The organism is Streptomyces sp. NBC_00576 (genome assembly GCF_036345175.1).
GTDB lineage: Bacteria > Actinomycetota > Actinomycetes > Streptomycetales > Streptomycetaceae > Streptomyces.
Genome location: NZ_CP107780.1, coordinates 8,144,193 through 8,167,848, shown reverse-complemented (window position 1 = coordinate 8,167,848; position 23,656 = coordinate 8,144,193). Strand labels below are relative to the sequence as shown.

The following is a 23,656-nucleotide window of genomic DNA, read 5'->3' as shown; positions in this document are numbered from 1 at the left end:
GCCACCTATGCTCTCAGCTCGTACAGGCGGTTCGTACCTTCCGTTCGTACAGGGTGTTCGAGATAACAGAGGTCACGGAACTAGGGGCAGGCATGTCGGCTGAGCTCGTGCGGTGGGGAATTCTGGCTACGGGAGGGATCGCGGCGGCGTTCGCGGCGGATCTGGTGGATCTGCCGGACGCGGAGCTCGTCGCGGTCGCCTCGCGGACGGAGGCCTCCGCGAAGGCGTTCGCGGAACGGTTCGGCATCCCCCGCGCCTACGGCGACTGGGCGTCGCTGGCCGAGGACGCCGACGTGGACGTGGTGTACGTCGCCACTCCGCACGCGGCGCACCGGGCCGCCGCGGGCCTGTGTCTGGAGGCCGGGCGGAACGTGCTGTGCGAGAAGGCGTTCACGCTGAACGTGCGGGAGGCGGAGGAGCTGGTCGCGCTGGCGAAGGAGCGCGGCGCCTTCCTGATGGAGGGCATGTGGACGTACTGCAACCCGGTCGTCCGGCGACTGAAGGCGCTGGTCGAGGACGGTGCGATCGGTGAGGTACGGACCATTCAGGCCGACTTCGGGCTTGAGGGGCCCTTCCCGCCCTCGCACCGGCTGCGTGATCCGGCGCAGGGCGGCGGGGCGCTGCTCGACCTGGGCGTCTACCCGGTGTCGTTCGCGCATCTGCTGCTCGGGGAGCCCGACGGTATCTCGGCGAGAGCAGTGCTCTCCGAGGAGAACGTCGATCTCCAGACGGGGGCACTGCTCTCCTGGGAGAGCGGCGCTCTCGCTTCGGTGCACTGCTCCATCGTCGGCGGTACGTCCATCGGCGCGTCGGTCACCGGCTCCAAGGGCCGGATCGACGTACCCGACGGGTTCTTCTTCGCGGACCGGTTCGTGCTGCACCGCGACGGCCGCGCCCCCGAGGAGTTCGTCGCCGCCCCCGACCACGGCGCCCGCAACAGCTTCCGGCACGAGGCCACCGAGGTGATGCGCGCCCTGCGGGCCGGCGAGACCGAGTCCCCGCTCGTCCCGCTCGACGGCACCCTCGCCGTGATGCGGACGATGGACACCATCCGGGAGCAGATCGGCGTCCGCTACCCGGGCGAGGCCCGCGCATGAGTGAGGGGAAGGTCGCGGTCGTGACCGGTGCCGGTTCCGGTATCGGGCGCGCGGTCGCCCTCGAACTGCTCGGCGCGGGCTGGTCGGTGGCGCTCACGGGACGCCGTACCGAGCGCCTGGAGGAGACGGCGGCGCTCGCACCCAAAGGCACCCGCGAGGGCACACACGTGGGCACCTCTCTCGTCGTACGCGCCGATGTGGCCCAACCCGATGACGTGGCCGCCCTGTTCGCGGCCGTGAGTGAGCGGTTCGGGCGGCTCGATCTGCTGTTCAACAACGCGGGGACGTTCGGTCCCGGCGGGGTGGCAGTCGAGGATCTGGCGTACGAGGCGTGGCGGCACGTCGTGGACACCAACCTCAACGGGGCGTTCCTGTGCGCGCAGGCGGCGTACCGGCAGATGAAGGCGCAGGATCCGCAGGGCGGCCGGATCATCAACAACGGGTCGATCTCCGCGCACACACCCCGGCCGCACTCGGCGCCGTACACCGCGACCAAGCACGCGCTGACGGGGCTGACCAAGTCGCTGGCGCTGGACGGACGGCCGTACCGCATCGCGGTCTCCCAGATCGACATCGGGAACGCGGCGACGGACATGACCGCGCGAATGCAAACGGGTGCATTGCAGGCGAACGGGGAGATGGCGCCCGAGCCCGTCATGGACGTGGCGGACGTGGCGCGCACCGTGCGGCACATGGCGGAGCTGCCGTTGGAGGCGAATGTGCAGTTTGCGACGGTTCTGGCGACCGCGATGCCCTACGTGGGGCGCGGCTGACGGAACCTCGCGCACGCATTCGAAGACTCAACCTGCACAAGTGGAATTGATTGGTCCGTAGCGTTCGGGCCGGTCGCAGGCATATGCTCAACACGCCTTCTCCACCAGAGCTTCACACTTGACGCTCTGTGGTTCCGGTAACACACAACGGACCAACCCGAGGGGGGGAAGGCGACAGCCGCTCCATGGCGTATCCGGGTGGGGGTGGATCTCGCGTGGGACCGCGGGGTACGCACCGGGTCATGGAGCGGCTGTCGTGTGCTCAGGCACACGAGCACCACGGGCCGCGCGGCGCACATTAATTGTTCGTGATCGTTTCGGCCCGGTTTTCTCAGCCCCCGCACATCCATTACCCAGTTCCCCACAAAGGTTCCTCCCTAGCTTGTGGCAGCGCCCACAGTGGGCGTCGTCCGCAGCCGGACCTCGTCCGCAGCCGGTCGCCATGAACCTTTGAGGAACGGGATGTTTGGCATCTATCTCAAGCGTGAGCTGAGCCGGCGCAAGAAGGCGGCTCTGGTCATCGCCATGGGTCTGGCGCTCGGTATCGCGCTGGTCATCACCGTCAACTCGGTGTCGGCCGGCATGCAGCAGGCACAGGACAAGGTCCTGCAGTCGCTCTACGGTCTCGGCACGGACATGACCGTCACCAAGGCCAGATCGGCGCCCACCGGCACCCAGTCGGGCCGGCCGAACTTCGAGTTCGACGCCAGCTCGAACGACTCGGACGACACGCAGAGCAGCGACCGCGTGATGACCCAGGGCGGGCAGACCCTGAAGTCGGCGCTGGTCGCCACGGTCGCCGACCAGAAGGGCGTGTCGGCGGCGGTGGGCGCGCTGAGCCTCAACGTCACGAAGGTCGACGGCTCCTTCACCCAGGGCAAGGCACAGACCGACACCTCGTCGTCCTCGTCGTCCTCGTCGTCCTCGTCATCGTCCTCCGGTCAGCAGGGCGGTCCCGGCGGCGGACAGGGCGGCGGCTCCGGCAGCACCGCCCCGCCCCAGGTGCAGGGCGGCGGCGCCTCGTTCGACGTCAACTCCTACTCCGTCATGGGCATCGACGTGACGAACCAGGAACTCGGCCCGCTCGCCACCACGACGATCACCAGCGGCAAGACGTTCACGACGGCGCAGGCGAACGCGAAGGTCGCGGTGCTCAGCAAGTCGTACGCCAAGGAGAACAAGTACACGGTCGGCAAGACCATCACGATCTCCGGTACGAAGTACCAGGTCATCGGCATCGCGACGCCCGAGAGCGGCGAGGCCACGACCGACGTCTACCTGCCGCTCAAGCAGGCGCAGACCCTCGGCGACTCCGCGAACCTGGTCTCCACGATCTACGTCCAGGCGACCGACTCGAAGCAGATCGACACCGTCAAGTCGACGATCCAGAAGAACATCTCGGGTACGACCGTCACGACCTCCGCCGACCTCGCGGAGACCGTCTCCGGCTCCCTCTCCACGGCCTCCAACCTCGCGACCAGCGTCGGCAAGTGGCTGTCCGTCGCGGTGCTCGCGGCGGCGTTCCTGGTGGCCGCGCTGCTCACCTCGTCGGCCGTGTCGCGGCGGGTGCGGGAGTTCGGCACGCTGAAGGCGCTGGGCTGGCCCTCGCGCAGGGTGACCCGGCAGGTCGTCGGCGAGTCCATCGTGAACGGTCTGCTCGGCGGGGCGCTCGGCATCGGCCTCGGTTTGGCGGCGGCGTACGCGGTGACCACGTACAGCCCCAAGCTGACCGCGCAGCTCGGCAACACCGGCGGCGGTGGCGGCATGGGTGGCGGCCCCGGCGGTGGGGGCGGCCCGGGTCGGCAGTCGGCGGCCAACACGATGGAGATCGCGCTGTCGGCGCCCGTCTCCCTCACCACCATCGCGCTCGCGGCGGGCCTCGCCATCACCGGCGGTCTGATCGCCGGGGCGATGGGCGGCTGGCGGGCCTCCCGGATGCGCCCGGCGGACGCGCTGCGCAGCGTGTCGTAGCCTCCCTGGTTTCCCCCTCCCCTCCCCTCCCCAGTCTCCCCAGCCCCCCATTCCCCTACTTCCCCTCCCTCCCCCTGCCTCAATTCCCGTACGTCACGGAGTAGTTCATGTACAAGCTCACCGGTGTCACCAAGAGATACACGCGGGGCAAGGAGACGGTGGAGGCGCTGCGCGGCATCGACCTCGTCATCGAGGACGGCGACCAGCTCGTCATCCAGGGTCCCACCGGCGGTGGCAAGTCCACCCTCCTGCAGATGATCGGCGGCCTGGACCGGCCGACCGAGGGCAGCGTCGAGCTGGGCGGTGTCGATCTCGGCGCCATCAGCGAGGCCAAGCTGACCCGGCTGCGCGCCGAGAAGATCGGCATCATCTTCCAGGCGTTCAACCTCATCCCGACGCTCACCGCGCAGGAGAACGTCGAGACGGCCCTCGTACCGCTCGGCGTGAAGCCCGCCGAGCGGCGCGAGCGGGCCGCCGAGGCGCTGGCCTCGGTCGGTCTCGGCGACCGCCTGACCCACGCGCCCGCCGAGCTGTCAGGAGGCCAGCAGCAGCGGGTCGCCATCGCCCGCGCCCTGGTGAAGAAGCCGAAGGTACTCCTCGCGGACGAGCCCACCGGCAACCTCGACGAGGGCACGCGTGACGACATCATGGCGCTGCTCGAAGGGCTGTGGCGCGAGCACGGGCTGACGTTCATCCTGGTCACCCACGACTCGTCGATCGCCCGGCGCGCACCCCGCGTGGCGACGATCAGGGCGGGTCAGCTGACGGTCACGCAACAGGACCAGTACGTGGGCTGACCCGTACGAGAGAGGCTCCCGATGGGCCGTTCACCGCCCCAGCAGCTGGTCGATCTCGGCCAACTGCCCTGCGGTGAGCGGCCCTTTCGCGATCGCGCCGGCGTTCTCCTCGGCCTGTGCGACGGACCGGAAGCCGGGGATGGGGACGGTACGGGGGCTGCGCGCCCACAGCCAGCCGAGGGCGCCCTGCGCGAGTGTACGGCCGCCGCTGGTGAGGACGGAGCGGAGCCCGTCGACTTGCGCCAGCCAGTCCGCGTCGGCGCCCGCCCCGGCCGTGAAGCCCGGCAGCCAGGCAGGCGGCGCGTTACGGATGTCACCGGCGTCGAGGACCTGCCCGGCGGACCGCTTCCCCGTCAGCAGCCCCATGGCGAGCGGACTGCGGTTGATGCTGGCGAGCTCCAACTCCTCGCAGAGCGCGAGCATTTCGGGCGCGTCCTGCATCACGTTGAGGCAGTGCTGTACGGCGGCACAGTGCGGCCCCTGGGCGAAGAGGGCGGCACGGGCCGGGTCGTCGGTGCTCCAGGCGTAGGCGCGGATGAGCCCCTCGGCGACCAACTCCTCGCAGACTTCCCGAAGTTGGGCAGCCGCGCCCAAGTCGCCCTCAGACAGGTGCAGTTGGTACAGGTCGACGTAGTCGGTGCCGAGGCGGGCGAGGGAGGCGGTGAGGGCGCGGCGGACGTGCTCGGGGCTGTCGTCCTGGCCGTCCGCGATCCGTGTCCGCTCGTCGAAGAGGTTTCCCCACTTGGTGGCGAGCACGACATCCGTACGGTGCTTGCCGAGGGCGCGGCCGAGGACGCGCTCGCTGTGTCCGGTGCCGTACACGTCCGCCGTGTCGAAGAAGGTGACGCCCAGGTCGAGGGCGCGCCGGATCGCCCGTACGGACTCGTCGTCGTCGACCTTGCCCCAGCCGAGGGGCTGTCCGTCGGGCCTTGCCCACTCACCGCCGATGGCCCAGCAGCCGAAGCCGAGGGGGCTGACCTCGATACCGCTGCGGCCCAGGGTCCGGTTCGCGAAGGCCTGTGTCGTGCCTGTGCTGTCCGTGCTGCCTGTGCTGTCCGTGGTCTCCATGGGTCAGGACAGTAGGAGTTGGAGCCCACTTCAGCGCAAGGGACGTAGCAGGGGGACGTACCGGCGGCTCGTACGGCCGGCTGTCAGGCCTGGCCCGTCTCGAAGCGCAGGATGCGGCCGTCGTCGACGGTGAAGCTCCACTTCGTGCGCATCTCGCCCCAGGTGTCGTTGCTGTAGTTGGCGACGAGGACATGGCCTCCTCGCCGCTCGTTGGCGACGTCCATGTGCCCGTGGGAGGAGAAGATCTCGCGCTCGGCCCAGTCGGTGAGGTCACGGTCCGAGCCGTCGTCGGACATCGTCGCGTCGGGTGCCAGGACGGCCTGGAAGGCCTCGCGGTCGTGCGCGTTCACGGCGTCGACGAAGGCCCGGACGGCCGGGTCGCTGAGCTTGGCGGTCTGAATCGTCATGCCGGCCACACTGGCACCGCCCCCGGGCACCCGCCACCCGAACGGCAGGCACGGACGACCTCCGCGGGTGCGGTGGACGGGATCGGTGCGACGGTGGAGGCATGACCTGTTACGGCCGACACAACAGACGACACCACAGATACGACCGGCGTGATCTGGGGCTGCTGTTGCTCCGTCTGGGGACGGGCGGGGTGCTGGCGGCGCACGGCACGCAGAAGCTGTTCGGATGGTTCGGCGGGCACGGCCTCGAAGGCACCGGCGCCTTCATGGAGTCCGTCGGCTACGAACCCGGGAAGGCCAGCGCCACGGCGTCGGGCCTCGCGGAGACGGGCGGCGGTGTGCTGCTCGCGCTGGGCCTGGCGACTCCGGCGGCCGGCGCGGCGGCAGCGGGCGCGATGGCGGGCGCCACCGCCGTGCACGCGCCCAACGGGTTCTTCAACGCGAGCGGCGGCTACGAGTACGCGGCGACCCTGGGCCTCGCCGCGGCGGGCCTCGCGGTGGCGGGCCCGGGCCGGCTCTCCCTGGACCACGCGCTGGGCCACGTAGTCGACCGCGGCTGGATGGTCCCGGCGGCCCTCGCCGGCACGGCCGCGGTCACGGCGCTGGTCGTGGGGGCGCGCAACCGGCGAGTACGGGAGCGTCAACAGGGCACGCAGGAACCGCTGTTCGAGGAGTAGAGGAGTACGGGAGCAGAAGAGCATGGGAGCAGCGGAGCAGGGGCGACCATGTGGAACCGACGACTGCCTGCTCAATCGACTTGCTCGAAAGACTAAGTCGATACGATGGGCTCATGGCTCATGTCTCAGCGGCCGAGCGCCGCCCTCAACTGATCAAAGCAGCGATCGACCTCATGACGAGAGAAGGGGTCTCGGCCGGCAGCACACGTGCCATCGCCACCGAACTGGGCGTCGCCCAAGCCACCGTGCACTACACGTTCGGCACGAAGGAGGAGCTCTACCGCGCCGTCATGGAACAGCTCACGGCGGAGCTGGTGGCGCAGGTCGAGCAGTCCGTTCCGGAGGACGCCGGATTCGAGGAGACGGTCGGCACATTGGCCTCGGCCCTCTGGAGCACCGTGCGCGAGAAGCCGGGCCACCACCTCCTCCTCACGGAGCTGAGCGTGTTCGCACTGCGCACGCCCGCACTCAACGAAGCTCTTGAGAGCCACTATCGGGGCGTGGTCGAAGTGACGGCGAGGCTCGTGACGCAGGCCGCCGAGCGCACAGGTCAACCCCTGGCCCAGCCCGCGGAAACAGTCGCGCGGTTCTTCCTCTCCGGTTTCGACGGGCTCGTCATGCAGCGACTGACCCACCCCGACGAGAAGGCCGAGACAACTTGCCTGCAAGCCTTCATCGCCGCAGTTGTGGCACTGGCCCGCGGCCGGCTGAATCTGGCGACCGTCCCGGCATTCTGACGGCAGATTGCTCTTTGGTCCTGCTGAGGCCGGGCCCGGAGGCCGACGGCCCTCTACCGGGACCGCGAGGAACCTGACGAAGGATCACGGATTCGGTCGCGTGAATTCGGGCTCCTTCTCCGAGGCGACCGAGGTCTAGATCCCCGCTCCAGCTTCGGTCCCGCCCTCCGCCCCTGCTTCTGCCTCTACCTCTACCTCTGCCTCTACCTCTGCACTCGCACTCGGCCTCGTGACGACTCGTACGCTGTGCCGCGCGCCGTCGACGACCGGCCGGCGGGCCCGGCCGGTGTGGGCCCATTCCTCGTGCACGCCGGAGGCGAGGAACACCTCGTAGTCCATGACCTGTCCGGACAGCACGCCGGTCAGGATGACCGGCAGGAAGCTGACGACGGGGCCGCTGTGCGGTACGTCGAGGACGTCGGCCAGCCGGCCCCCCTGGAAGACGGCGACGACCAGCCCGAGCGAGGCGCCCACCGAGAGCAGAAAGCCGACGGCGGCCTTGACGGGGATGACCGGCATGGTGCGTTGCGCGGCGTCAGTGACGGGCCGCTGACGCCACGCGCGTCGGGGTCAGGCCGCGGGCCATTCGGCCGGGTGGGGCCGGGGGTTGATCGCTGAACGGAGTCGCTGCTCCTCGGCCAGGGTGAGCGAGGCGTGCAGAAGATCGCCGCCGAAACCGGCGATCCGGGGCAGCACCTTTTCTTCTGTGGCGTCAATGACCAGGGCGACCACGGCCGCACCACCAGGCTGCAGGCGTTGGCCGAGCTGGGCGATGAAGGCAGCGTTGTCGTCGTCGCTCTCCGTGATCGAGGCAGTGACACCTCCGGTTGCGGCACCGATCGCGGCACCCAGCAGCGGCTGCAGGAACAGCAGTCCGATCAGGCCGCCCCAGACTGCGCCGGAGACGGCGCCGGAGACGACCGGGTTGCCCGAGGAGTGAATCTCGACCTTGCCCTCCTCGTCGCGGGTGACCAGGACCGAGTCGGCAAGGTGGAGGGAGTGCTCCGTGTTGAGGGAATGCAGTTCGGCCAGCACCTGCCGGGCGGTGGTCTCGTCGCGGTAGGCCACAGCGATCATGTCGGTCATGAGGCTTCTCCTGCTCTCGGGAAAGGAAGACGTGTGGCGGGAACACGGGGTCCGAGCCAACGGATCGGTGTTGCTTCCGAGATGAAACTCCTATTGAAAGATGAAACTCCTGAGGAGAGAAGGGGGAGGGAATCAGGAGAGCAGAAACGGATTCTGGCGGTCGAGGCCACATGGGAGGCTTCTCCCATGGCCGATGACAACGTCTGGGCAACGATCGACGACCTCTGGACCTGGCTCGAGGCCAACCAGGCGCATCCCGGCCGCGAAGCCCTTCTCCTGCGCATGCTCAAGCTGACCGAGGAGGTCGGCGAGGTCGCGCAGGCGGTGATCGGCGCGACCGGCCAGAATCCGCGCAAGGGGACCACTCACACCTGGGACGACGTCCAGGCGGAGCTGTGCGACGTCGCCCTCACGGCGCTGGTGGCCCTGCGCACCCTGACCCCGGACGCCCGGGAGGTCTTCACGACCCACCTGGAACGGGTCAGGGAACGCTCACTGGGCCCTGCATCCTGACCGGCACGACGCTTTGCGGTACTCCCGTTCCGGGCCCTCCACCAGATCCGCCGAGCAGACCCCCGTCGAAGCAAGCGAAGTCAGCGAAGCAAGCGAAGTCAGCGTTCCGTCGTCGGCGCCCGCCCGCGCAGGCATCCGCAGGCGCGGCCAGGCACGCAAGGGACGGGCGGCGGGCATGAGTTGGTGCCCGCGCGTCGTGTTCGATTGCCCGTTCGGTCAGATGTAGCCTTCGCGCAAGGCATAGGCCACAGCGTGCGCCCGGTTGCGCAGATGCAGCCGGGTGGTGAGTCCATGCATCACGTTCTTGACTGTGCGCTCGGAGTAGGACAGCTTGCCCGCGATCTCCCCCGTGTCGAGTCCCTCGGCGACGAGGCGCAGGACATCGACCTCGCGCGGCGCGAGGCCCGAGGTGGGGGCACCGGGCTGGCCGGCCGCCGTGCGGTGCAGCGTGCCCACCTGGCTGATGAGCCGGCCGAGCAGGTCGGAGGGCAGGTCGCCGTCCCCACGGGCAGCGGCGAGTACGGCCTGCGCCAGCCGGTGTCCGGTGGCCTCGTGGCGCCAGACGATGGCTCCGACGCCGCACTCGATGACGTCCAGGAGTTCGTTCTCACGCAGGACACCGACCACGAGAACGGCCTTGGCTCCCTCGCTGCGGACGAGTCGGCGCAGCCGCGACAGGGTCGCCTCGTCGAGGGTCTCGCTGACCAGCAGGGCCACGACACCTGGGCCGCTGTCTTTTTCGTCCCGGAGTTCGACCACCGGGTGCTGCCTCAGCTGGCTGACCGCACCGGCGCGGGATATCGGGTCGGCCGCGTGCACGGCCACGGGTACACGGCGTCCGGGTTCGGACGGCCCGGTACTTGCCCTCGTACCGGCCCCGACCCCCGCGCCAGGGCCTGTGGTGCTTTGTGTGGTGCGCAAGAACTGCCCCCAGGGTCAGGTGCCGCCACCTTCGAGGGGTCGGTGGCAGACGTGCACACCCAACACTTCTGTCCCACATGGGGCGCACGCAATCGTGGACCACCACGAGACACACCACGAGATCGGCCACCAGTTCGACCACGAGGCCGGCCAGTACCTACCCAAGACAGGAGGCAGGCATGCAGTCATCGTCATCCGCGCCCTCAGCGCTGTATGAACGCCGGGAGGCCCTGGCGCTGATCGCCGACGAGGCAGCCCGCGCCCGCGAGGGAACGGGCCGCCTGGTCCTGTTGCGCGGCGCCACCGGCACCGGCCGCACCGCACTCCTGGAGGCCGCCACCGCCCATGCAGAGGCGCACGGCATGCGCGTTCTGCGCGTCCGCTGTTCTCCCCGGGGCAGCGTCGCGACCGGCGACCACCTCCCCGTCGTAGAGCAACTCCTGTCCCCCATAGAGGAGTTGCCCGCAGAAGAGTTGACCACCGGCGCTCCGGACGAGTCGCTACCGGCCGCCGCCCGGCTCTGGCGGCTGCTGCGCGAGTACGCGGCCGGGGGCCCGGTGTTGGTCGCCGTGGACGACGTACACCTCGCGGACGAGAACTCGCGCTGCTGGCTGACCGAGGCGGCGCGCAGGGTCGACCGATTACCAGTACTGCTGCTGGTGACGGAACGCAGCCAGTACGACGTGGACCCGCCGACCGCCGGCCTGGTCCACACCCTCTCCCCCGCCCTCGTACGCACCCACACGCTCGCCCCGTTGAGCGGCGACGCGGCGTCGGACCTGGTGCGTTCGGCCGTCGGCGACGCGCCGGAGGAGTGGGTGGCGGACTACGTACGGGCGGGCGCGGGCAACCCGCTGCTGCTGCGCGCCCTCCTGGAGGACCTGAACGCCACCACCGGCGCACCGGCGGCGCTCCCGGAGACGTGCGCGGCGCTGTATCCGGGGGCGTACCCGGCGGCGGTGTCCTGGTGGCTGGACTGCGCCGGGGCCGCGACCGCCGACGCGGCGCGCGTGTTCGCCGCGCTGGACGAGCTGCCGGAGGGCGCCGACGTCGAGCTGTTCACCGAGACCGCCGGGGCCGTCGGGGCCGATCCGGCGCGGGTACGGGGCTGGCTGACCGCCATGACGCGGCTCGGCCTGCTGCGCCACGACGCCGACGGGCGCCCCCGCTACGCCCACCCCCTGCTGCGGGACGCGGTCCTCACCGGCTGGCCGGCCGCCGACCGGCACGCGGCACACCGGGCGGCGGCCGAGGCGATGCTGCGACGCGGCGACCCGACCGAGACGGTCGCCGGGCAGCTCCTGCGGTCGGGCCCGGTGGACGAGGTGTGGGCGACGGACGCCCTGCTCGACGCGGCCACCGGCGCGGTCCGCGACGACCGTACCGACGACGCGGTTGTCCTGCTGCGCCGAGCGCTGACCGAGCCGATGTCGGCGGGGCGCCGGGCCGAGGTGCTGACCGAGCTGGGCTCGCTGGAGTTCGCCGCCGTACGTTCCTCGGCGGGCATCCCCCGCCTGACGGAGGCGATGCGCCTGCCCGGCCTGCCGCAGTACCGCGTACAGGCGGCGGTGGCACTGGGCACGGCACTGGCCAGACGTGGCGAGGCACGCGCTGCGGTGACCCTTCTCCGTAACCTGGACGGCCAGTTGACGGACCACCCGGATCTCCTCCGCACGGTCCAGACGACCTCGGCGCTCCTCTCCGACCACGACCAGACGATCCGTGAGGAGATCTACCGCTGGCTGCGCGACACCGCCGAACACTCCCCGCAGTCACTCGGCCCCGCCGGCCGCGCCCTCCTCGTACGGTACGAGGCGACAGCTGGCCTGACCTCGGCGGACGCCGCCATGAAGCAGGTACGCGCCCTGCTCGCGGAGCCGGCCGGCCCACTGGCGGAACCCTTCCTGCTCGGCACGGCGGCGGCGGTGGCCCAGTGGGCCGACGAACTGGACGAGGCCGAACGCCTGACGGACCGAGGCCTGACCGGCCAACGCCCGACGCTGCTCCACCCCATGCACGAGGCCTTGCTGAACGTACGCGCCGACATAGCCGCCGCCCGCGGTGACTACGGGCAGCTGCTGAGCGATCCGGAGTCGTGGCGGAGGGAGCGGCGGGAAGGTGCCGGGACGGGGGCCGGTGCCGCTGCCGGGTCCGGACCGGGGTTCAGGTTCGGGTTGGGGTGGGCGACCGGGCCCGGTGAAGCCAAGGCTGCGACTGAGCCCGGCACCGGATCCGGAAGCGGGATCGGGATCGGGATCGGGACCAACACCGGCACCGGCACGGGCTCCGGCACCGGACCGACGAACATGGAGGCGCACGTACTGCTCGCACTCGTCGAGACCGGCCGCCTCGACGAGGCCAGGCAACTCGCCGCCGCCTTCGACCTGCGGGAGGCGCACGACTCCTGGGAGTTGAACCGTTTCCTGTACGCGCGGGGCGTGGTGCGTGGCGCCTCCGGCGATGCGGCCGGCGCCCTCGGTGACTTCCTGGAATGCGGACGCCGCCAGTCCGCCCGCGACGTACTGAGCCCGGTGGTCACCCCCTGGCGGGCCGCCGCCGCACAGTGCCAACTGGCCCTCGGTCACCCGCGGGAGGCGCTCGCACTGGCCGAGGAGGAGCTCAGGCTGGCCCGGCTGTGGAACACCCCGCGCCTGGTGGGCCGTTCGCTGCGGGTACTCGGCACGGCGACGGGCGGCCGCCATGGCCTCGACCTGACCGACGAGGCGGTACGAGTCCTGCGCGAGGCCTCCGTCGAAACGGAACTGATCCCGGCCCTGATCGCCCGGGGCCGCCAGCTCATCGCCACCGGCGAACGCACCCGCGCCCGCAAGTCGCTGCGCGAGGCAGCCGAACGGGCCGAACGCCTGGGCGCCGTAAGCCTGCGCTCCGCCGCCGACGAGTCCCTCCGCGAGAGCGGCGCCCGCAGCACGGCGACAACGCTGACGGCGAGCGAACGCCGGATAGCGCAACTCGCGGCGGAGGGCCGTACGAACACGGAGATCGCGGAGTCGCTGCACCTGGCCCGACGCACGGTGGAAACCCATCTGACCAGCGCCTACCGCAAGTTGGGCATCCGCCGCAGGGGCGAACTGACGGCGGCGCTGGTCAGAGTTCCGTAGAAGCGGAGCCGCGCGAGGACAACTACAGCCTGGCGGTCAGCGCCGCCCGGCGGCCAGCGCCCCCACAACGGAACCGTCCGTGCCCGCCGTGTTCAACGGGCTGTGGCGGGTCGGACGGAGGAAGGCGCCGTGGCGCGGAGTGCCGTCCCGGTTCCGTTCGTACGTGGCGGGCGGGGTGAGCGAGCAGAAGTCGGCGGCCGTCGCGAACGTCGTACCGTCGGAGTTCACGGCCTGTTCCCCGTCGAAGAGGACGTTCGTACGGTCGACGTCTCCCGAGAGGAAGTCCCGAACGGGTTCGGCACCGCCAGGCCCGCCCGCCGTGCGGAAGGAGAGATTGTCGCGGTAGACGCCCTGCTCGTCCGCCGTGAAGTACGGATTGAAGCGGGCGATGTAGTTGAACCGCTTGTTGTCGAAGGACGTGTTGCCGGTCAGCGTCATCCGGCCCGGGTTGAAGTTGTCGGTGAAGCCGTCGAGGTTGTTGTCGTAGGCGATGTTGCCCCGTACGACGTGGTCGACGGGCAGCCCTTCCCCGCCCAGCTTGAATCCGCTCCCCCGGTTGCTGTCCTCGTCGTACCCGTTGCTCAGGCGGCCGTTGGCGTAGGCGACGTTGTCCACCAGGGTGATCGGCAGGTTGGCGCCTTCGTTCGTACGGTTGTAGAGGTCCCAGCCGTCGTCGATGTTGTGGTGGGCGATGTTCCCCCGGAAGACGTTGCCGGCGCCGACCCCGAGCTTGGCGGCGAACCCGTCGGCGTTCTCGTCGTCGACGTCCCGGTTGTCGTGCGACTCGTTGCCCTGGACGAGGTTGTACGACGGCCACAGAGCCGGGTCGCTGCCGCTGCCGGTGATCTGGAAGCCGGTGTTGCCGTTGTAGTCGAACAGCATCCGCTCGACGAGGTTGTAACTACCGCTGACGCGCATGGCGTTGGCCTGCGCGTGGGTGATGTGGAAGCCGCGCACGTTCCAGTGGTCGGCATCGAGCCGCAGCACGACGTCGAGGGCGTCGCGCCCGTCGATGACGACCGACTCGTTCCGGTACGGCTTGAGCGTCTTGGGCTTCCCGTCGAGCCCGCTGTACGAGGCATCGAGGTTGAGCGTGCCGGCCGGCTGATAGGTCCCGCCGTGCAGGAGCACCTCACCGCCCGGCGCGACGTACTTGAGGGCGGTGGCGAGATCGACGGGATCGGAGACGGTACCGGCGCCCGCGCCCGTACCGCCCGGGGAGGCGTGGATGACCCGCCCGTCGCCCTTCTCGCCGTACGCCTTCCTGACAACCTTGAGCGACTTGCTGACCGGGGTACCGGGAGACGAGGCCGCGTCCGGCGTGAAGGTCAGATCGAAAACGAAGTCGGTCTGATCGGCGGCAAGTTGGACCTGCTGCCCGAAGATCTCGTTCGCGGCTACCCGCGCCTCGGCGATCCGCTCACCACTGCTGGTGTCGGTGACGACGAGGGTGCCGTCGTAGTTGGGGCGTGCCCGGATCGTGTAGTCACGGGTGCTGGTCTCGGGCGCCGAGAACAGCGTCAGGGCGGGCGCCACGGGGGTCGTCTGAACCGGCGTACGGGGCTGGGTGTGCGCCTCGCTCAGCTCAAGGCGGGCGTTGGCGAAGCTGACCTTGGCGTTACGGGCGGCGTAGAACCCGACGTACATGTGGTCGGGATCGATGTCCTGAACCCAGTCGGCGCCGGCCACCCGCTGCACGAAGGTGGCGGGCTCGCCGGCGTGTGTGAAGGTCGCCGACATCACGAACTCGGTGTCGGTGCGCTCCAGTCGGAGGGTGACGGGCGTGCCGGTGGGCAGCGCGTACTTGGCGTCCTTGGTGAAGGTGGTGGCTTTGAGGGCGCCGCCGGGGTTGCCGTAGGGCTTGACGACACCGGTGCGGCTGAAGCCACTGAGCCCGGTCTTCATCATGCCGGCGCCGAAGATGTTGGAGGCGGCGGGCACCTCTTCGAACCCCAGAACCATCGGCTCCTGACGGGGCGCCCCGTTCACGTCACGCACCATGATCCCGGCGCTGTCGGCCGAGTTGACGGCTGCCCCGGTCTCCGGCCCGAACTGCTCGACGGTCATGTCGGCGGTGAGGACGAAGTTGTCGGTCTTCGGATTCAGGGCGGTCTGGTAGAAGGTGAGGCCGTCGTGCCCAGGCGCGAGCTTGCCACCCCGGCTCTCCAACTCGATCCGGCCGTCGAGGGTGCCGGGGTGCTCGGGCTTGGCGTAGTTGGTGCCGACCTTCTCGGGGAGCACGTTGGAGGCGAAGTTGAGGTCGGTGGACTGACCGAAGGTGATGGGGGACCAGGTGAGGTCGGCGGCCGCGGTGCTTGCCGCTCCGGGGGTGGGGGTGTCGGCGGCGGCGGCAAGGGCTGAGGGGGCGGTGAGTGGGGCGGCCATCAGGAGCAGCGCGGTGGCTGCCGAGGCGACCAGTCTGGTGGCTGATGGCATCGGGGGGAGCGCGGGCATCGAGGGCATCGAGGGCATCGCTATGGGTCTCATCGTCAACTTTCCTTAGAGGGCCGCCTGTTCGGCCCTGGTCGCCCCCCCTGCATCCCCTGCGTCCCCGGTTCATCGCTTGAGCCGGGGGTGCCTCGCCTCACCGCCGACGTCATGATCAGTCTTGCTAGGTGGGGTGGCTGGGTCAACAGTTGACGAGCCCAAGATCCCTCTGGGGGCGCCGAGTTGGCAGGAACGCGTCGCCCTGTCACGGAAGTGACGGAACTAGAAGTGGGCGTCGGCGTCGGTGTCCGTCGCCGCCAGCACCGCGACCCGGGTACGACGAGGATCGAGTACGGCGAAGGCCACGTCCGCCGTGTCGTGGTGGAACCAGTCTGTGAACGCCATGAAACGCAGCCACCGACAGTCGGCGGCGTGCCGCACCGCCTCCGGGAACGGAAGGTCGTCGGGCAACCCCATCAACGCGTACAGACTGTTCCAGGCGTGCAGTCGGGCGTACGCGGCACCCTGCCCCTGGCCGTTCACCCCGCCGTTGTGCGCTGCCGCGAACAGTTCATTGATCACATCGTCGACTGTGGTGTGACAGGTGAGGGCACCGCCCCGGCGCGTGCCCTCACCCTCCAGGCACTCCAGGGGCAGTTCCTTGATGAACGCGATGTTGAAGTCGCGAGGATCGAGCGGGCCCGCCAACGTGAAGAAACGCACCTCGGGCTCCCGGGACCAGCCACTGACGGTGAAGGGCTCGGCAGCCACCCCCGCGCGCCCGGCGTCGGGGCTCTCAACGGCCGTACGTCCGACCACGGCGGCCCTGTCGGTGGGGGGAATCTCCGGGAAGCGGGACCGCAGCTGGTCGGGGGTCTTCACGGCCCCGAGGCCCCGTACGCGGACCCCGAACCGGTGCTCGACGTCCAGGCGAGTCCTCGGCAACCGGGCCAGCGGGTGCCCCAGCTCGCGCAGCCTCTCCGCGTAGGCATCCAGGACGGGCCGACCTCGCCCGGCGCCGATCATGGCGAGCTCGCCGAGGATGCAGGCCCGTACCTCCACCGCAGGGTCATCGAGCCGCTCCGGCAGCTCCCCGAACAGAGCTTCCAGATCCCGCAGTTGCTGGGCCTTGACCAGCTTCTCGGCCACCGAGCGCCGCACCCGGTCGCCTTCCTCCCGGCCCTCGGGCCCGCCCGGCAGCAGCCCCGCAACGTCCACGGCAAACCTCGCGCAGTCCCTGGAGCGCGTGTCGGCGAGAGCATCGGCGATCCGTCCGACGGCCTGCGCCGCGGAGAGCCCCGCGGGCCCTTCGCCGAACGCCGTGAGGCTCAACTGCGGTGCCGCTTCGTACAGTTCCGCCGGGGTGACTCGGCCAGCTGCTTCAGCTCCGCCGGGCTCGACCGATCCCAGTGGGGCCGATGGGAAGCGGCATCGCCGGGCGTCACATCGTTGTCGTTCACGCCCGAAGTCTACGAGCAGGGATCGAGTAACTTTGCTGAGGCATACGCGCCTTGAGTGACCTTGAGTGAAGCAGTGCGACGGGGGACGAACGTGGGATATCGGCCGACGGACTGGCACGTTCTTGATCTGGACAAGGACCCGACGCCGGGCGACCCGACCCGGGTACGGTCCCTGGCGAGGATCCTGCACGACTTCGCCGACGACGTCTCGGAAGCACTCCGGCTGGTGAAGGGGATGGCGGGGGAAGACGCCATTCTGACGTCGGTCGGGAAGACCGCCGATGTCTTCCGTGACGAGTTCTCCAGCGTTCCGAAGAACCTGCAGAAGCTCAAGAAGTCCTACGACCTGGCCGGGGACGCGCTCGCGGGGTACTGGCCGCAGCTCGAGCGCGCCCAGGCGCTCGCGGACAGGGCACTCGCCAAGGGGCGGGAGGCGCAGTCCGACCTCTCGTCCGCCAAGTCCCGTCTGTCGTCCGCCGACTCGTGGATGGGCCGGGCGACCAAGGAGGCCGACAAGTACAAGGACGACCCGACCGGCTCGAAGGACGTCGACAAACCCGACGAGGCGAAGGTGCGGGCGGCCACCCGGGACGCGCAGAACGCCAAGTCCGCGCAGAGCTCGGCTCAATCGGACGTCACCTCGGCCTCCAGCGCGCTGGATGCGGCGAAGAAGATGGCCGAGGACGCGCGGAAGATGCGCGAGGAGGCGGCCGGCGAAGCCAAGCGGCAACTCGACGAGGCCTCCGACGCCGGAATCCAGAACCGCAGCTGGTACGAGGAGATCGGCGACTGGGTCTCCGACAACTGGGACACCATCGTCGCGGTGTGCAAGATCGTTCATACGGCTTATCCGGTGTGAGGGGGCTGGGTCGCCGCCACCTCACGGCTTGCCGGGATATCCCGGGCGTATCTCGCCATGCTTCCCGTACGGATTTCCGTACCAGTCCGGTACGGTATTAAGTACCAGTCTGAGAGAGGATGTGCGTCATGGCCCTCACCGCAAGCGAGGCACGCAGGGACCTTTTCCCCCTGATCAAGAAGGTCAACGACGACCACGCGCCCGTACGCATCCATTCCAAGAACGGCGACGCCATACTCATGTCCGCAGAGGACTACGACGCCTGGCAGGAGACCATCTACCTCCTACGTTCCCCGGCCAACGCCCGCCGTCTCATGGAAGCCGTCGCCCGCGACCGGGCGGGCCAGACAGGGGTCACGAAGACCCTGGAGGAACTCCAGGAACTGGCCGGTGAGGAGTGAGGGACGTCAACTTCGACCCGGCCGCCTGGGACGACTTCCAGCACTGGCTGGAGACCGACCGCAAGATGACGCGCCGTGTCGTCCGCCTCATCGCCGAAATCCAGCGCGACCCGTTCAACGGCATCGGCAAGCCCGAACCGCTCAAGGGGGACCTGTCCGGCTACTGGTCGCGACGCATCGACGACGAACACCGCCTCGTCTACCGAGCCGACGACAAACAGGTCAAGATCCTCAAGGCTCGATACCACTACACGGACTGACGTCGGCCGCGAAAATGCTGGTCACAACCTCTCACCGAGAACTGCGACCAGCACGGTCGCCTCGTAGCGGATGGCAGGCGCGCCACTCACCCCACACCGTCACCCGCCGCCCAGGCCGCACCAGAACCGCCGCGACCTCCTTCCCCACGGGCTCGGCCACGAGGTCCGGCGCCTTCAGCTCGGCCCACACCGTCTTCCCGATCCCACCCACGCGTTCCTCAACTCCCCACCGATGAGCCAACGCCTCGACGAGCAACAATCCCCGCCCGCAGGTCTCCCTTATCACCGGGCGCCCGCACTTCGGGCCGACCCGAGCCCGCATCACTGAACTCCAGCCGCAGCAACCCCCCACCTCATCGCCGCCCGCGCCCGCAAGCCGCTCCGCGACGCGGCGGAACGCGCCGAACACCTGGGCGCCGTACGCCGGAAAAGTGCCGACTGCTAAGACGGTCTGAAGCGGAACCTATCCGGTGCGCACCTGTCGACGGATCACCAGTGCGTTGCAGCCACGATCTGGACCCTCTGGCTACCGCTGTGCGCAACCTGTTCCAAGCCGGTAGCGAGTGCAGGCCTCCGCCGGGGGATGTGGCCGCCAGACGCGGCGGGCTGTCGGACGTATCGACTAGCTTGTTCCCCACCCTCTTCGACAGTTCCCCCATGAGGGACCCGACCGAAGGACAAAAGTGCAGACGACGCCGCTCAGCCCCGAGGATCCCGCCCACATCGGCGGCTTTGAGCTGCTCGGCCGGGTCGGCCAGGGCGGTATGGGTCAGGTGTATCTCGGTGAATCGCCGGGCGGCGAACCCGCAGCGGTCAAGGTCATCAAGCCGTCCGTGGTCGATTCGACGGCTCGGCTGCGTTTCGCGCAGGAGATCGAGATCCTCAAGACGGTCTGGGGTGCGCGGATCGCGCAGCTCCTCGACGCGGACGCGGAGGCGGAGCAGCCCTGGCTGGCCACCGAGTACGTGGACGGGCCGGACCTCGGCAAGCATGTGTCGACGCACGGCCCGCTGCCCGCTCTCCTCGTCCTGTCACTCGGGGCGACGCTCGCCGAGGGTCTGGGCTATGTGCACAAGCAGGGGCTGCTGCACCGGGATCTGAAGCCCGCGAACATCCTGCTCGGCCCGAACGGCCCCAAGATCATCGATTTCGGCCTCGCCGTCTTCGCCGAGTCGGGCGTTTCCCTCACCGCCGCCAACACGGTCGTCGGTACGCCTTCCTGCATGCCGCCGGAGCAGGCAAACGGTGTGAAGCCGCTGACGAGCGCCGTCGACGTGTACGCGCTCGGCGCGCTGCTGCTGTTCGCGGCCACGGGCCATCTGCCGTATCACGCGAACAACATCCACGTGCTGTTCCACATGGTGACCGACCCGGCGACCAACCCCGATCTGACGGGCGCCCCGCCCGAGCTCGTCCCCCTGCTGACGGCCATGTTGTCCCACGACGCACAGGACCGCCCGGCCCTCACTGAGGTCGTCCAGCAGTGCCGTGCCCTCGTCGAGGCGCAGGGGCTGAAGCTCGCCCAGGCGCGCCGCCGTCTCACCACCTACACCGCCGCACCACCCCAGGACTTCCCCACCCTGCTGCCGGCACCGCCGGCCGACAGCACGGGGACCTCCACCCCCACGGCGCTCGATCCGACAGTCGCGCCGTCCCACGACGAGACCCCGGCCGCTACGACGATCCCGGATGTGTCTGTCCCGGATGCCCACCCCACCGTGCTCCTCACCCCGCCGTCCCAGGCGGCGGACGAGCCCGCACAGCAGGAACCGACGCCCCCGGCGCAGGAGGACACACCCCGACGGGCTCGTCCCGACGGCAAGCCCCGGGCCCGTTCGCTGCGCCACTCCGCCCAGGCCCGGCGCACCGCCCAGCAGTTGCGCGAGGCCTACTCGGCGCGGGCCGCGTTCTGACCCCTGCACGCCCCGCCGACGCCAGGCCGGGAACCTCCACGGGCTTGGTCGCGCCCTCATTCATTGACCTGCGGGTCTGTCCCAGTGAGGGTGGTTCACGCACTTTGCCGTACGTACGGCAAAGTGGAGCGGTACAACAGCGTGAGCGGTACGTCGGCCCGAGCTGGGCAGCGACCGCGACAACAGCACAGGACGACGGACACGGGAGGCAGCGGGTGACCGCCCAGCAGAGCAGCACCGCACCGGTGGACCCTCGCCCCGACGGGGAGGACCAGTTTCCGGCGGGCGCTCAGGTCTTTGTGCGCGACGAGGTGTGGCTCGTGCGGAACTCCGCGCGCACCGAGCACGACGGCGCGAAGGTCGACGTCGTCGGCGTGTCCGACTTCGTACGGGACCAGGAGGCCGTGTTCTTCACGGGCCTGGACACGATCGAGCTGATCGACCCCCGCCGTACGAAGCTGGTCCGGGACGAGTCGTCGAACTTCCGCCGCTCCCGTCTCTTCCTGGAGGCGGTCCTGCGGAAGACCGCGCTGCCCCAGTCCGAGCGCCGCCTGGCCCTCGCCGACTCGTTCCTCCTCGACTCCCTCCCCTACCAGCGCCGCCCGGCCGAGTTGGCCCTGTCGGGCCGCAATCTGCGTCCGCGGCTGCTGATCGCGGACGTGGTCGGTCTGGGCAAGACCCTGGAGATCGGGCTGACGCTGGCCGAGCTCATCCGGCGGGGGCGTGGTGAGCGGATCCTGGTGGTCACGCCGCAGCACGTCCTGGAGCAGTTCCAGCACGAGCTGTGGACCCGGTTCGCGATCCCTCTCGTACGGCTGGACTCGGTCGGTATCGAGCGGATCCAGCGCGAGATCCCGGCGGGCCGCAACCCCTTCACGTACTTCAAGCGGGTCATCGTCTCGATCGACACCCTGAAGAACACCGACCAGTACAAGCATCACCTGGAGCGCATCAACTGGGACGCGGTCGTCATCGACGAGTCGCACAACCTGATCAACCGCGGCTCCCTGCGCAACCAGCTCGCGCAGATCCTCGCTCCGCGCACGGACGCCCTGATCCTGGCCTCGGCGACCCCGCACAACGGCGACGCGAAGTCGTTCGCGGAGCTGATCAGCCTCCTCGACCCGGCGGCGATCCGCGATCCGGAGCACTACCGCGCGCAGGACATCGAGCACCTCTTCATCCGCCGTACGAAGGTCAGCCCCGAGGTCCGCGAGCAGATGAAGGGCCAGTGGGCGGATCGTGGCCCCTCCGAATCGCTGCGTTGCCCGGCCAGGCACGCCGAGGAGAGGATCTTCGAGGAGCTGGCGGAGGTCTGGCTGCCCGGCGAGAACGGCACCTCGGTGAGTGGCGTGCCGCTTTTCCCGTACACACTGCTGAAGTCGTTCCTGTCCTCGCACGCCGCTCTGAAGTCGACGGTGGCCGCGCGCGTCAAGACGCTGGAGAAGAAGGACGACCCGACGGCGACCCGGGCCGAACTCGCCGCGCTGCGCACGCTCCAGGAGCTGGCCGCGCGGATGACCGAGGCGGACTCCGCGAAGTTCGCGAAGCTGGTCGAGCACCTGCGGGAGACGGTCAAGGTCGGCCCGAAGTCGGACGCCCGGGTCGTGGTGTTCTCCGAGCGGGTGCAGACACTTGAGTGGCTGCGTACGGTCCTTCCGGCCGCGCTCGGTTTCCGGGGCAGGGCGGCCGAGGAGTCGACGCGGGTGATGCACGGCGGGCTGTCGGACGAGCAGCAGATGCAGTGCGTGGAGGACTTCGGTCTGGCGGACGCGCCCGTACGCATCCTGCTGACAGGTGATGTGGCGTCCGAGGGCGTCAACCTCCACCGCCAGTGTCATCACCTCGTCCACTACGACGTGCCGTGGTCGCTGATCAGGATCGAGCAGCGCAACGGCCGTATCGACCGCTACGGCCAGGCCCACGAGCCGCAGTTCGGCGCGCTCATCCTCACCAGCGAGGTCGAGGGCGCGAAGGACGACACGGTGGTCGCGGAGCGGCTGCTGGACCGCGAGGCGGAGGCGCACGACAAGCTGGGCTCGGCAGAAGCGGTGACGGGTCTGTACCGGGCGGAGGCCGAGGAGAAGTCCCTCATCCAGGATCTGCTGCGCGGCCGTACGGTGGACGAGTCGCTGGACGCGCGCCGGGCGGAGGCGGAGGCGGACTCGGTCATGGACGACTTCCTGGCGGACTTCTTCGGTTCGGTGGGTGATCCGGAACCGCCGGCCGAGGACGGTGCCGCGGCAGCGGCCCACGGAGGCGCCGGGGCGGACTCCGGCTCCACAGAGTCGGGCAACGCGGTGGTGCCGCGTCTCTTCACCTCCACCGCTGAGTTCCTCGACGAGGCACTGCGCGAGGTGTTCCCCGACGCGACCACCAGCCTGGACCTGCACCGGGATACTGAGTCGGGGCTGCTTTCGTTCCGCCCGCCCACCGACCTGGTGCACCGTCTCAAGGCGCTCCCGCTGGACTACGTACGCGAACAGCGCCTGCGGGAACGGCTGTTGGTGACCTTCAACCGCCGGCTCGCCGAGCACTCGCTGAAGCGGGCCCGGGAGTCGTCCACGTCCAGCTGGCCGGAGATCTCCCTGCTCACGGATCTGCATCCGGTGGTGGAGTGGCTCACGGACAAGGTCCTGGTCCGCCTAGGCCGCCAGGAGGCCCTGATCATCACGGCCGACGTGCCCGAGCCCACGTACCTCGTGCAGGGCGTCTACTCCAACGCGTTGGGCCGTCCGACCGTCGTCAAGTGGATGGGCGTGACGCGGGGCGGCACGGTCGAGGACGACATGGTCGGGCTGCTGCGCCGCTCCGGGGTCGGACCGACCATGGCGAACCCCATGCGCCACAGCGAACAGACGACCGCGCTGGAGGCCGGCATTGCCGACGCCCTGGCCGCCGCCGAACAGTTCCTCGACCGGCACCGCGACGCCTGGGACGAGCCGCTGCGCAAGCCCATCGATGACTACAAGGCCCGTCTGGGCGACTGGGAGCAGCCCACCCTCGTCGGGGAGCGGACGAAGAAGTCGCTCGCCTCGCTCGCGGACTCGCTGCTGACCACCGGCCGCCCACTGCTGCGGGTCCTCGCCGTTCTGGTCCCCGACCCGGAGGCATCCTCTCCGGCGCCGTCCACGGCCTGAGCCGACGCCCGCCAGACCGCCCGACCTCCT

19 protein-coding genes and 1 pseudogene are annotated in these 23,656 nt (G+C 69.7%); 13 read left to right on the top strand and 7 right to left on the bottom strand.

What is annotated here, in order from left to right; all coding sequences use genetic code 11:
* Nucleotides 1–92 precede the first annotated feature (92 nt).
* From OG734_RS35495 to OG734_RS35480, 4 genes are all read left to right on the top strand, one after another.
* Nucleotides 93–1,097, top strand: coding sequence for a Gfo/Idh/MocA family protein (locus OG734_RS35495; RefSeq protein WP_330291513.1), 1,005 nt, complete (start codon nucleotides 93–95; stop codon nucleotides 1,095–1,097).
* Nucleotides 1,094–1,870, top strand: coding sequence for an SDR family oxidoreductase (locus OG734_RS35490; RefSeq protein ID WP_330291512.1), 777 nt, complete (start codon nucleotides 1,094–1,096; stop codon nucleotides 1,868–1,870). Before OG734_RS35495 ends, OG734_RS35490 begins: the two co-directional genes overlap by 4 nt.
* A 462-nt stretch (nucleotides 1,871–2,332) precedes the next feature.
* Nucleotides 2,333–3,841 carry an ABC transporter permease gene (locus OG734_RS35485; protein ID WP_330291511.1) on the top strand — a complete coding sequence of 503 codons (1,509 nt, stop codon included), beginning with the start codon at nucleotides 2,333–2,335 and terminating at the stop codon, nucleotides 3,839–3,841.
* Nucleotides 3,842–3,948: 107 nt separating this feature from the next.
* Nucleotides 3,949–4,638 (top strand): ABC transporter ATP-binding protein, encoded by a 690-nt coding sequence (locus OG734_RS35480; protein ID WP_330291510.1) that lies wholly within the window; start codon nucleotides 3,949–3,951, stop codon nucleotides 4,636–4,638.
* Nucleotides 4,639–4,668: 30 nt separating this feature from the next.
* Here the strand turns inward: OG734_RS35480 and OG734_RS35475 are convergent, their stop codons facing one another.
* Nucleotides 4,669–5,706: an aldo/keto reductase gene (locus OG734_RS35475; protein ID WP_330291509.1), complete on the bottom strand. Its 1,038-nt coding sequence runs from the start codon at nucleotides 5,704–5,706 to the stop codon at nucleotides 4,669–4,671.
* Nucleotides 5,707–5,789: 83 nt separating this feature from the next.
* Nucleotides 5,790–6,113: a nuclear transport factor 2 family protein gene (locus OG734_RS35470; RefSeq protein WP_330291508.1), complete on the bottom strand. Its 324-nt coding sequence runs from the start codon at nucleotides 6,111–6,113 to the stop codon at nucleotides 5,790–5,792.
* Between the two features lie 101 nt (nucleotides 6,114–6,214).
* Here OG734_RS35470 and OG734_RS35465 point away from each other — a divergent pair, with 101 nt between their 5' ends.
* A complete protein-coding gene (locus tag OG734_RS35465; protein WP_330291507.1) occupies nucleotides 6,215–6,790 on the top strand; it encodes a DoxX family membrane protein in 576 nt (191 codons plus the stop codon).
* A gap of 113 nt (nucleotides 6,791–6,903) precedes the next feature.
* Complete coding sequence (locus tag OG734_RS35460) at nucleotides 6,904–7,527, top strand: TetR/AcrR family transcriptional regulator (protein ID WP_330291506.1); 624 nt, start codon at nucleotides 6,904–6,906, stop codon at nucleotides 7,525–7,527.
* A 135-nt stretch (nucleotides 7,528–7,662) separates the two neighbouring features.
* On the opposite strand, the gene OG734_RS35455 is transcribed toward OG734_RS35460, so the two are convergent.
* Nucleotides 7,663–8,046 carry a hypothetical protein gene (locus OG734_RS35455; RefSeq protein WP_330291505.1) on the bottom strand — a complete coding sequence of 128 codons (384 nt, stop codon included), beginning with the start codon at nucleotides 8,044–8,046 and terminating at the stop codon, nucleotides 7,663–7,665.
* A gap of 51 nt (nucleotides 8,047–8,097) precedes the next feature.
* Nucleotides 8,098–8,613, bottom strand: a complete 516-nt coding sequence (locus tag OG734_RS35450; protein WP_330291504.1) for a DUF1269 domain-containing protein — start codon at nucleotides 8,611–8,613, stop codon at nucleotides 8,098–8,100.
* Nucleotides 8,614–8,799: 186 nt separating this feature from the next.
* On the opposite strand from OG734_RS35450, the gene OG734_RS35445 reads away from it, so the two are divergent.
* Nucleotides 8,800–9,126, top strand: a complete 327-nt coding sequence (locus OG734_RS35445; RefSeq protein WP_330291503.1) for a MazG-like family protein — start codon at nucleotides 8,800–8,802, stop codon at nucleotides 9,124–9,126.
* A 216-nt stretch (nucleotides 9,127–9,342) separates the two neighbouring features.
* On the opposite strand, the gene OG734_RS35440 is transcribed toward OG734_RS35445, so the two are convergent.
* A complete protein-coding gene (locus tag OG734_RS35440; RefSeq protein WP_330291502.1) occupies nucleotides 9,343–9,951 on the bottom strand; it encodes a helix-turn-helix transcriptional regulator in 609 nt (202 codons plus the stop codon).
* Nucleotides 9,952–10,226: 275 nt separating this feature from the next.
* Between OG734_RS35440 and OG734_RS35435 the strand changes: the two genes are divergently transcribed.
* Nucleotides 10,227–13,166 (top strand): helix-turn-helix transcriptional regulator, encoded by a 2,940-nt coding sequence (locus OG734_RS35435; RefSeq protein ID WP_330291501.1) that lies wholly within the window; start codon nucleotides 10,227–10,229, stop codon nucleotides 13,164–13,166.
* A 36-nt stretch (nucleotides 13,167–13,202) separates the two neighbouring features.
* Here OG734_RS35435 and OG734_RS35430 read toward each other — a convergent pair whose 3' ends face one another.
* Nucleotides 13,203–15,653, bottom strand: coding sequence for a right-handed parallel beta-helix repeat-containing protein (locus tag OG734_RS35430; RefSeq protein ID WP_330291500.1), 2,451 nt, complete (start codon nucleotides 15,651–15,653; stop codon nucleotides 13,203–13,205).
* 222 nt (nucleotides 15,654–15,875) lie between these two features.
* Nucleotides 15,876–16,925 (bottom strand): DUF6183 family protein, encoded by a 1,050-nt coding sequence (locus tag OG734_RS35425; protein WP_330291499.1) that lies wholly within the window; start codon nucleotides 16,923–16,925, stop codon nucleotides 15,876–15,878.
* 219 nt (nucleotides 16,926–17,144) lie between these two features.
* Here OG734_RS35425 and OG734_RS35420 point away from each other — a divergent pair.
* From OG734_RS35420 to OG734_RS35400, 5 genes and pseudogenes are all read left to right on the top strand, one after another.
* Nucleotides 17,145–17,891: pseudogene (locus OG734_RS35420) on the top strand (putative T7SS-secreted protein); the annotation flags it as partial.
* Between the two features lie 149 nt (nucleotides 17,892–18,040).
* Nucleotides 18,041–18,313, top strand: a complete 273-nt coding sequence (locus OG734_RS35415) for a type II toxin-antitoxin system Phd/YefM family antitoxin (RefSeq protein ID WP_330291498.1) — start codon at nucleotides 18,041–18,043, stop codon at nucleotides 18,311–18,313.
* Nucleotides 18,310–18,573, top strand: coding sequence for a Txe/YoeB family addiction module toxin (locus OG734_RS35410; RefSeq protein ID WP_330291497.1), 264 nt, complete (start codon nucleotides 18,310–18,312; stop codon nucleotides 18,571–18,573). Before OG734_RS35415 ends, OG734_RS35410 begins: the two co-directional genes overlap by 4 nt.
* Nucleotides 18,574–19,256: 683 nt before the next feature.
* Nucleotides 19,257–20,486, top strand: coding sequence for a serine/threonine protein kinase (locus tag OG734_RS35405; RefSeq protein ID WP_330291496.1), 1,230 nt, complete (start codon nucleotides 19,257–19,259; stop codon nucleotides 20,484–20,486).
* Nucleotides 20,487–20,701: 215 nt separating this feature from the next.
* On the top strand, nucleotides 20,702–23,626 hold the full coding sequence (locus OG734_RS35400) for a DEAD/DEAH box helicase (protein WP_330291495.1): 2,925 nt from the start codon (nucleotides 20,702–20,704) through the stop codon (nucleotides 23,624–23,626).
* Nucleotides 23,627–23,656: the final 30 nt, after the last annotated feature.

Bases quoted from the DNA above. Each gene is read 5' to 3' on its own strand.
- OG734_RS35465 (WP_330291507.1), top strand. From the start codon at position 6,215: ATGACCTGTTACGGCCGACACAACAGACGACACCACAGATACGACCGG.
- OG734_RS35470 (WP_330291508.1), bottom strand. From the start codon at position 6,113: ATGACGATTCAGACCGCCAAGCTCAGCGACCCGGCCGTCCGGGCCTTC.
- OG734_RS35455 (WP_330291505.1), bottom strand. From the start codon at position 8,046: ATGCCGGTCATCCCCGTCAAGGCCGCCGTCGGCTTTCTGCTCTCGGTG.
- OG734_RS35415 (WP_330291498.1), top strand. From the start codon at position 18,041: ATGGCCCTCACCGCAAGCGAGGCACGCAGGGACCTTTTCCCCCTGATC.
- OG734_RS35490 (WP_330291512.1), top strand. From the start codon at position 1,094: ATGAGTGAGGGGAAGGTCGCGGTCGTGACCGGTGCCGGTTCCGGTATC.
- OG734_RS35480 (WP_330291510.1), top strand. From the start codon at position 3,949: ATGTACAAGCTCACCGGTGTCACCAAGAGATACACGCGGGGCAAGGAG.
- OG734_RS35495 (WP_330291513.1), top strand. From the start codon at position 93: ATGTCGGCTGAGCTCGTGCGGTGGGGAATTCTGGCTACGGGAGGGATC.
- OG734_RS35430 (WP_330291500.1), bottom strand. From the start codon at position 15,653: ATGAGACCCATAGCGATGCCCTCGATGCCCTCGATGCCCGCGCTCCCC.
- OG734_RS35450 (WP_330291504.1), bottom strand. From the start codon at position 8,613: ATGACCGACATGATCGCTGTGGCCTACCGCGACGAGACCACCGCCCGG.
- OG734_RS35460 (WP_330291506.1), top strand. From the start codon at position 6,904: ATGGCTCATGTCTCAGCGGCCGAGCGCCGCCCTCAACTGATCAAAGCA.
- OG734_RS35475 (WP_330291509.1), bottom strand. From the start codon at position 5,706: ATGGAGACCACGGACAGCACAGGCAGCACGGACAGCACAGGCACGACA.
- OG734_RS35445 (WP_330291503.1), top strand. From the start codon at position 8,800: ATGGCCGATGACAACGTCTGGGCAACGATCGACGACCTCTGGACCTGG.
- OG734_RS35485 (WP_330291511.1), top strand. From the start codon at position 2,333: ATGTTTGGCATCTATCTCAAGCGTGAGCTGAGCCGGCGCAAGAAGGCG.
- OG734_RS35435 (WP_330291501.1), top strand. From the start codon at position 10,227: ATGCAGTCATCGTCATCCGCGCCCTCAGCGCTGTATGAACGCCGGGAG.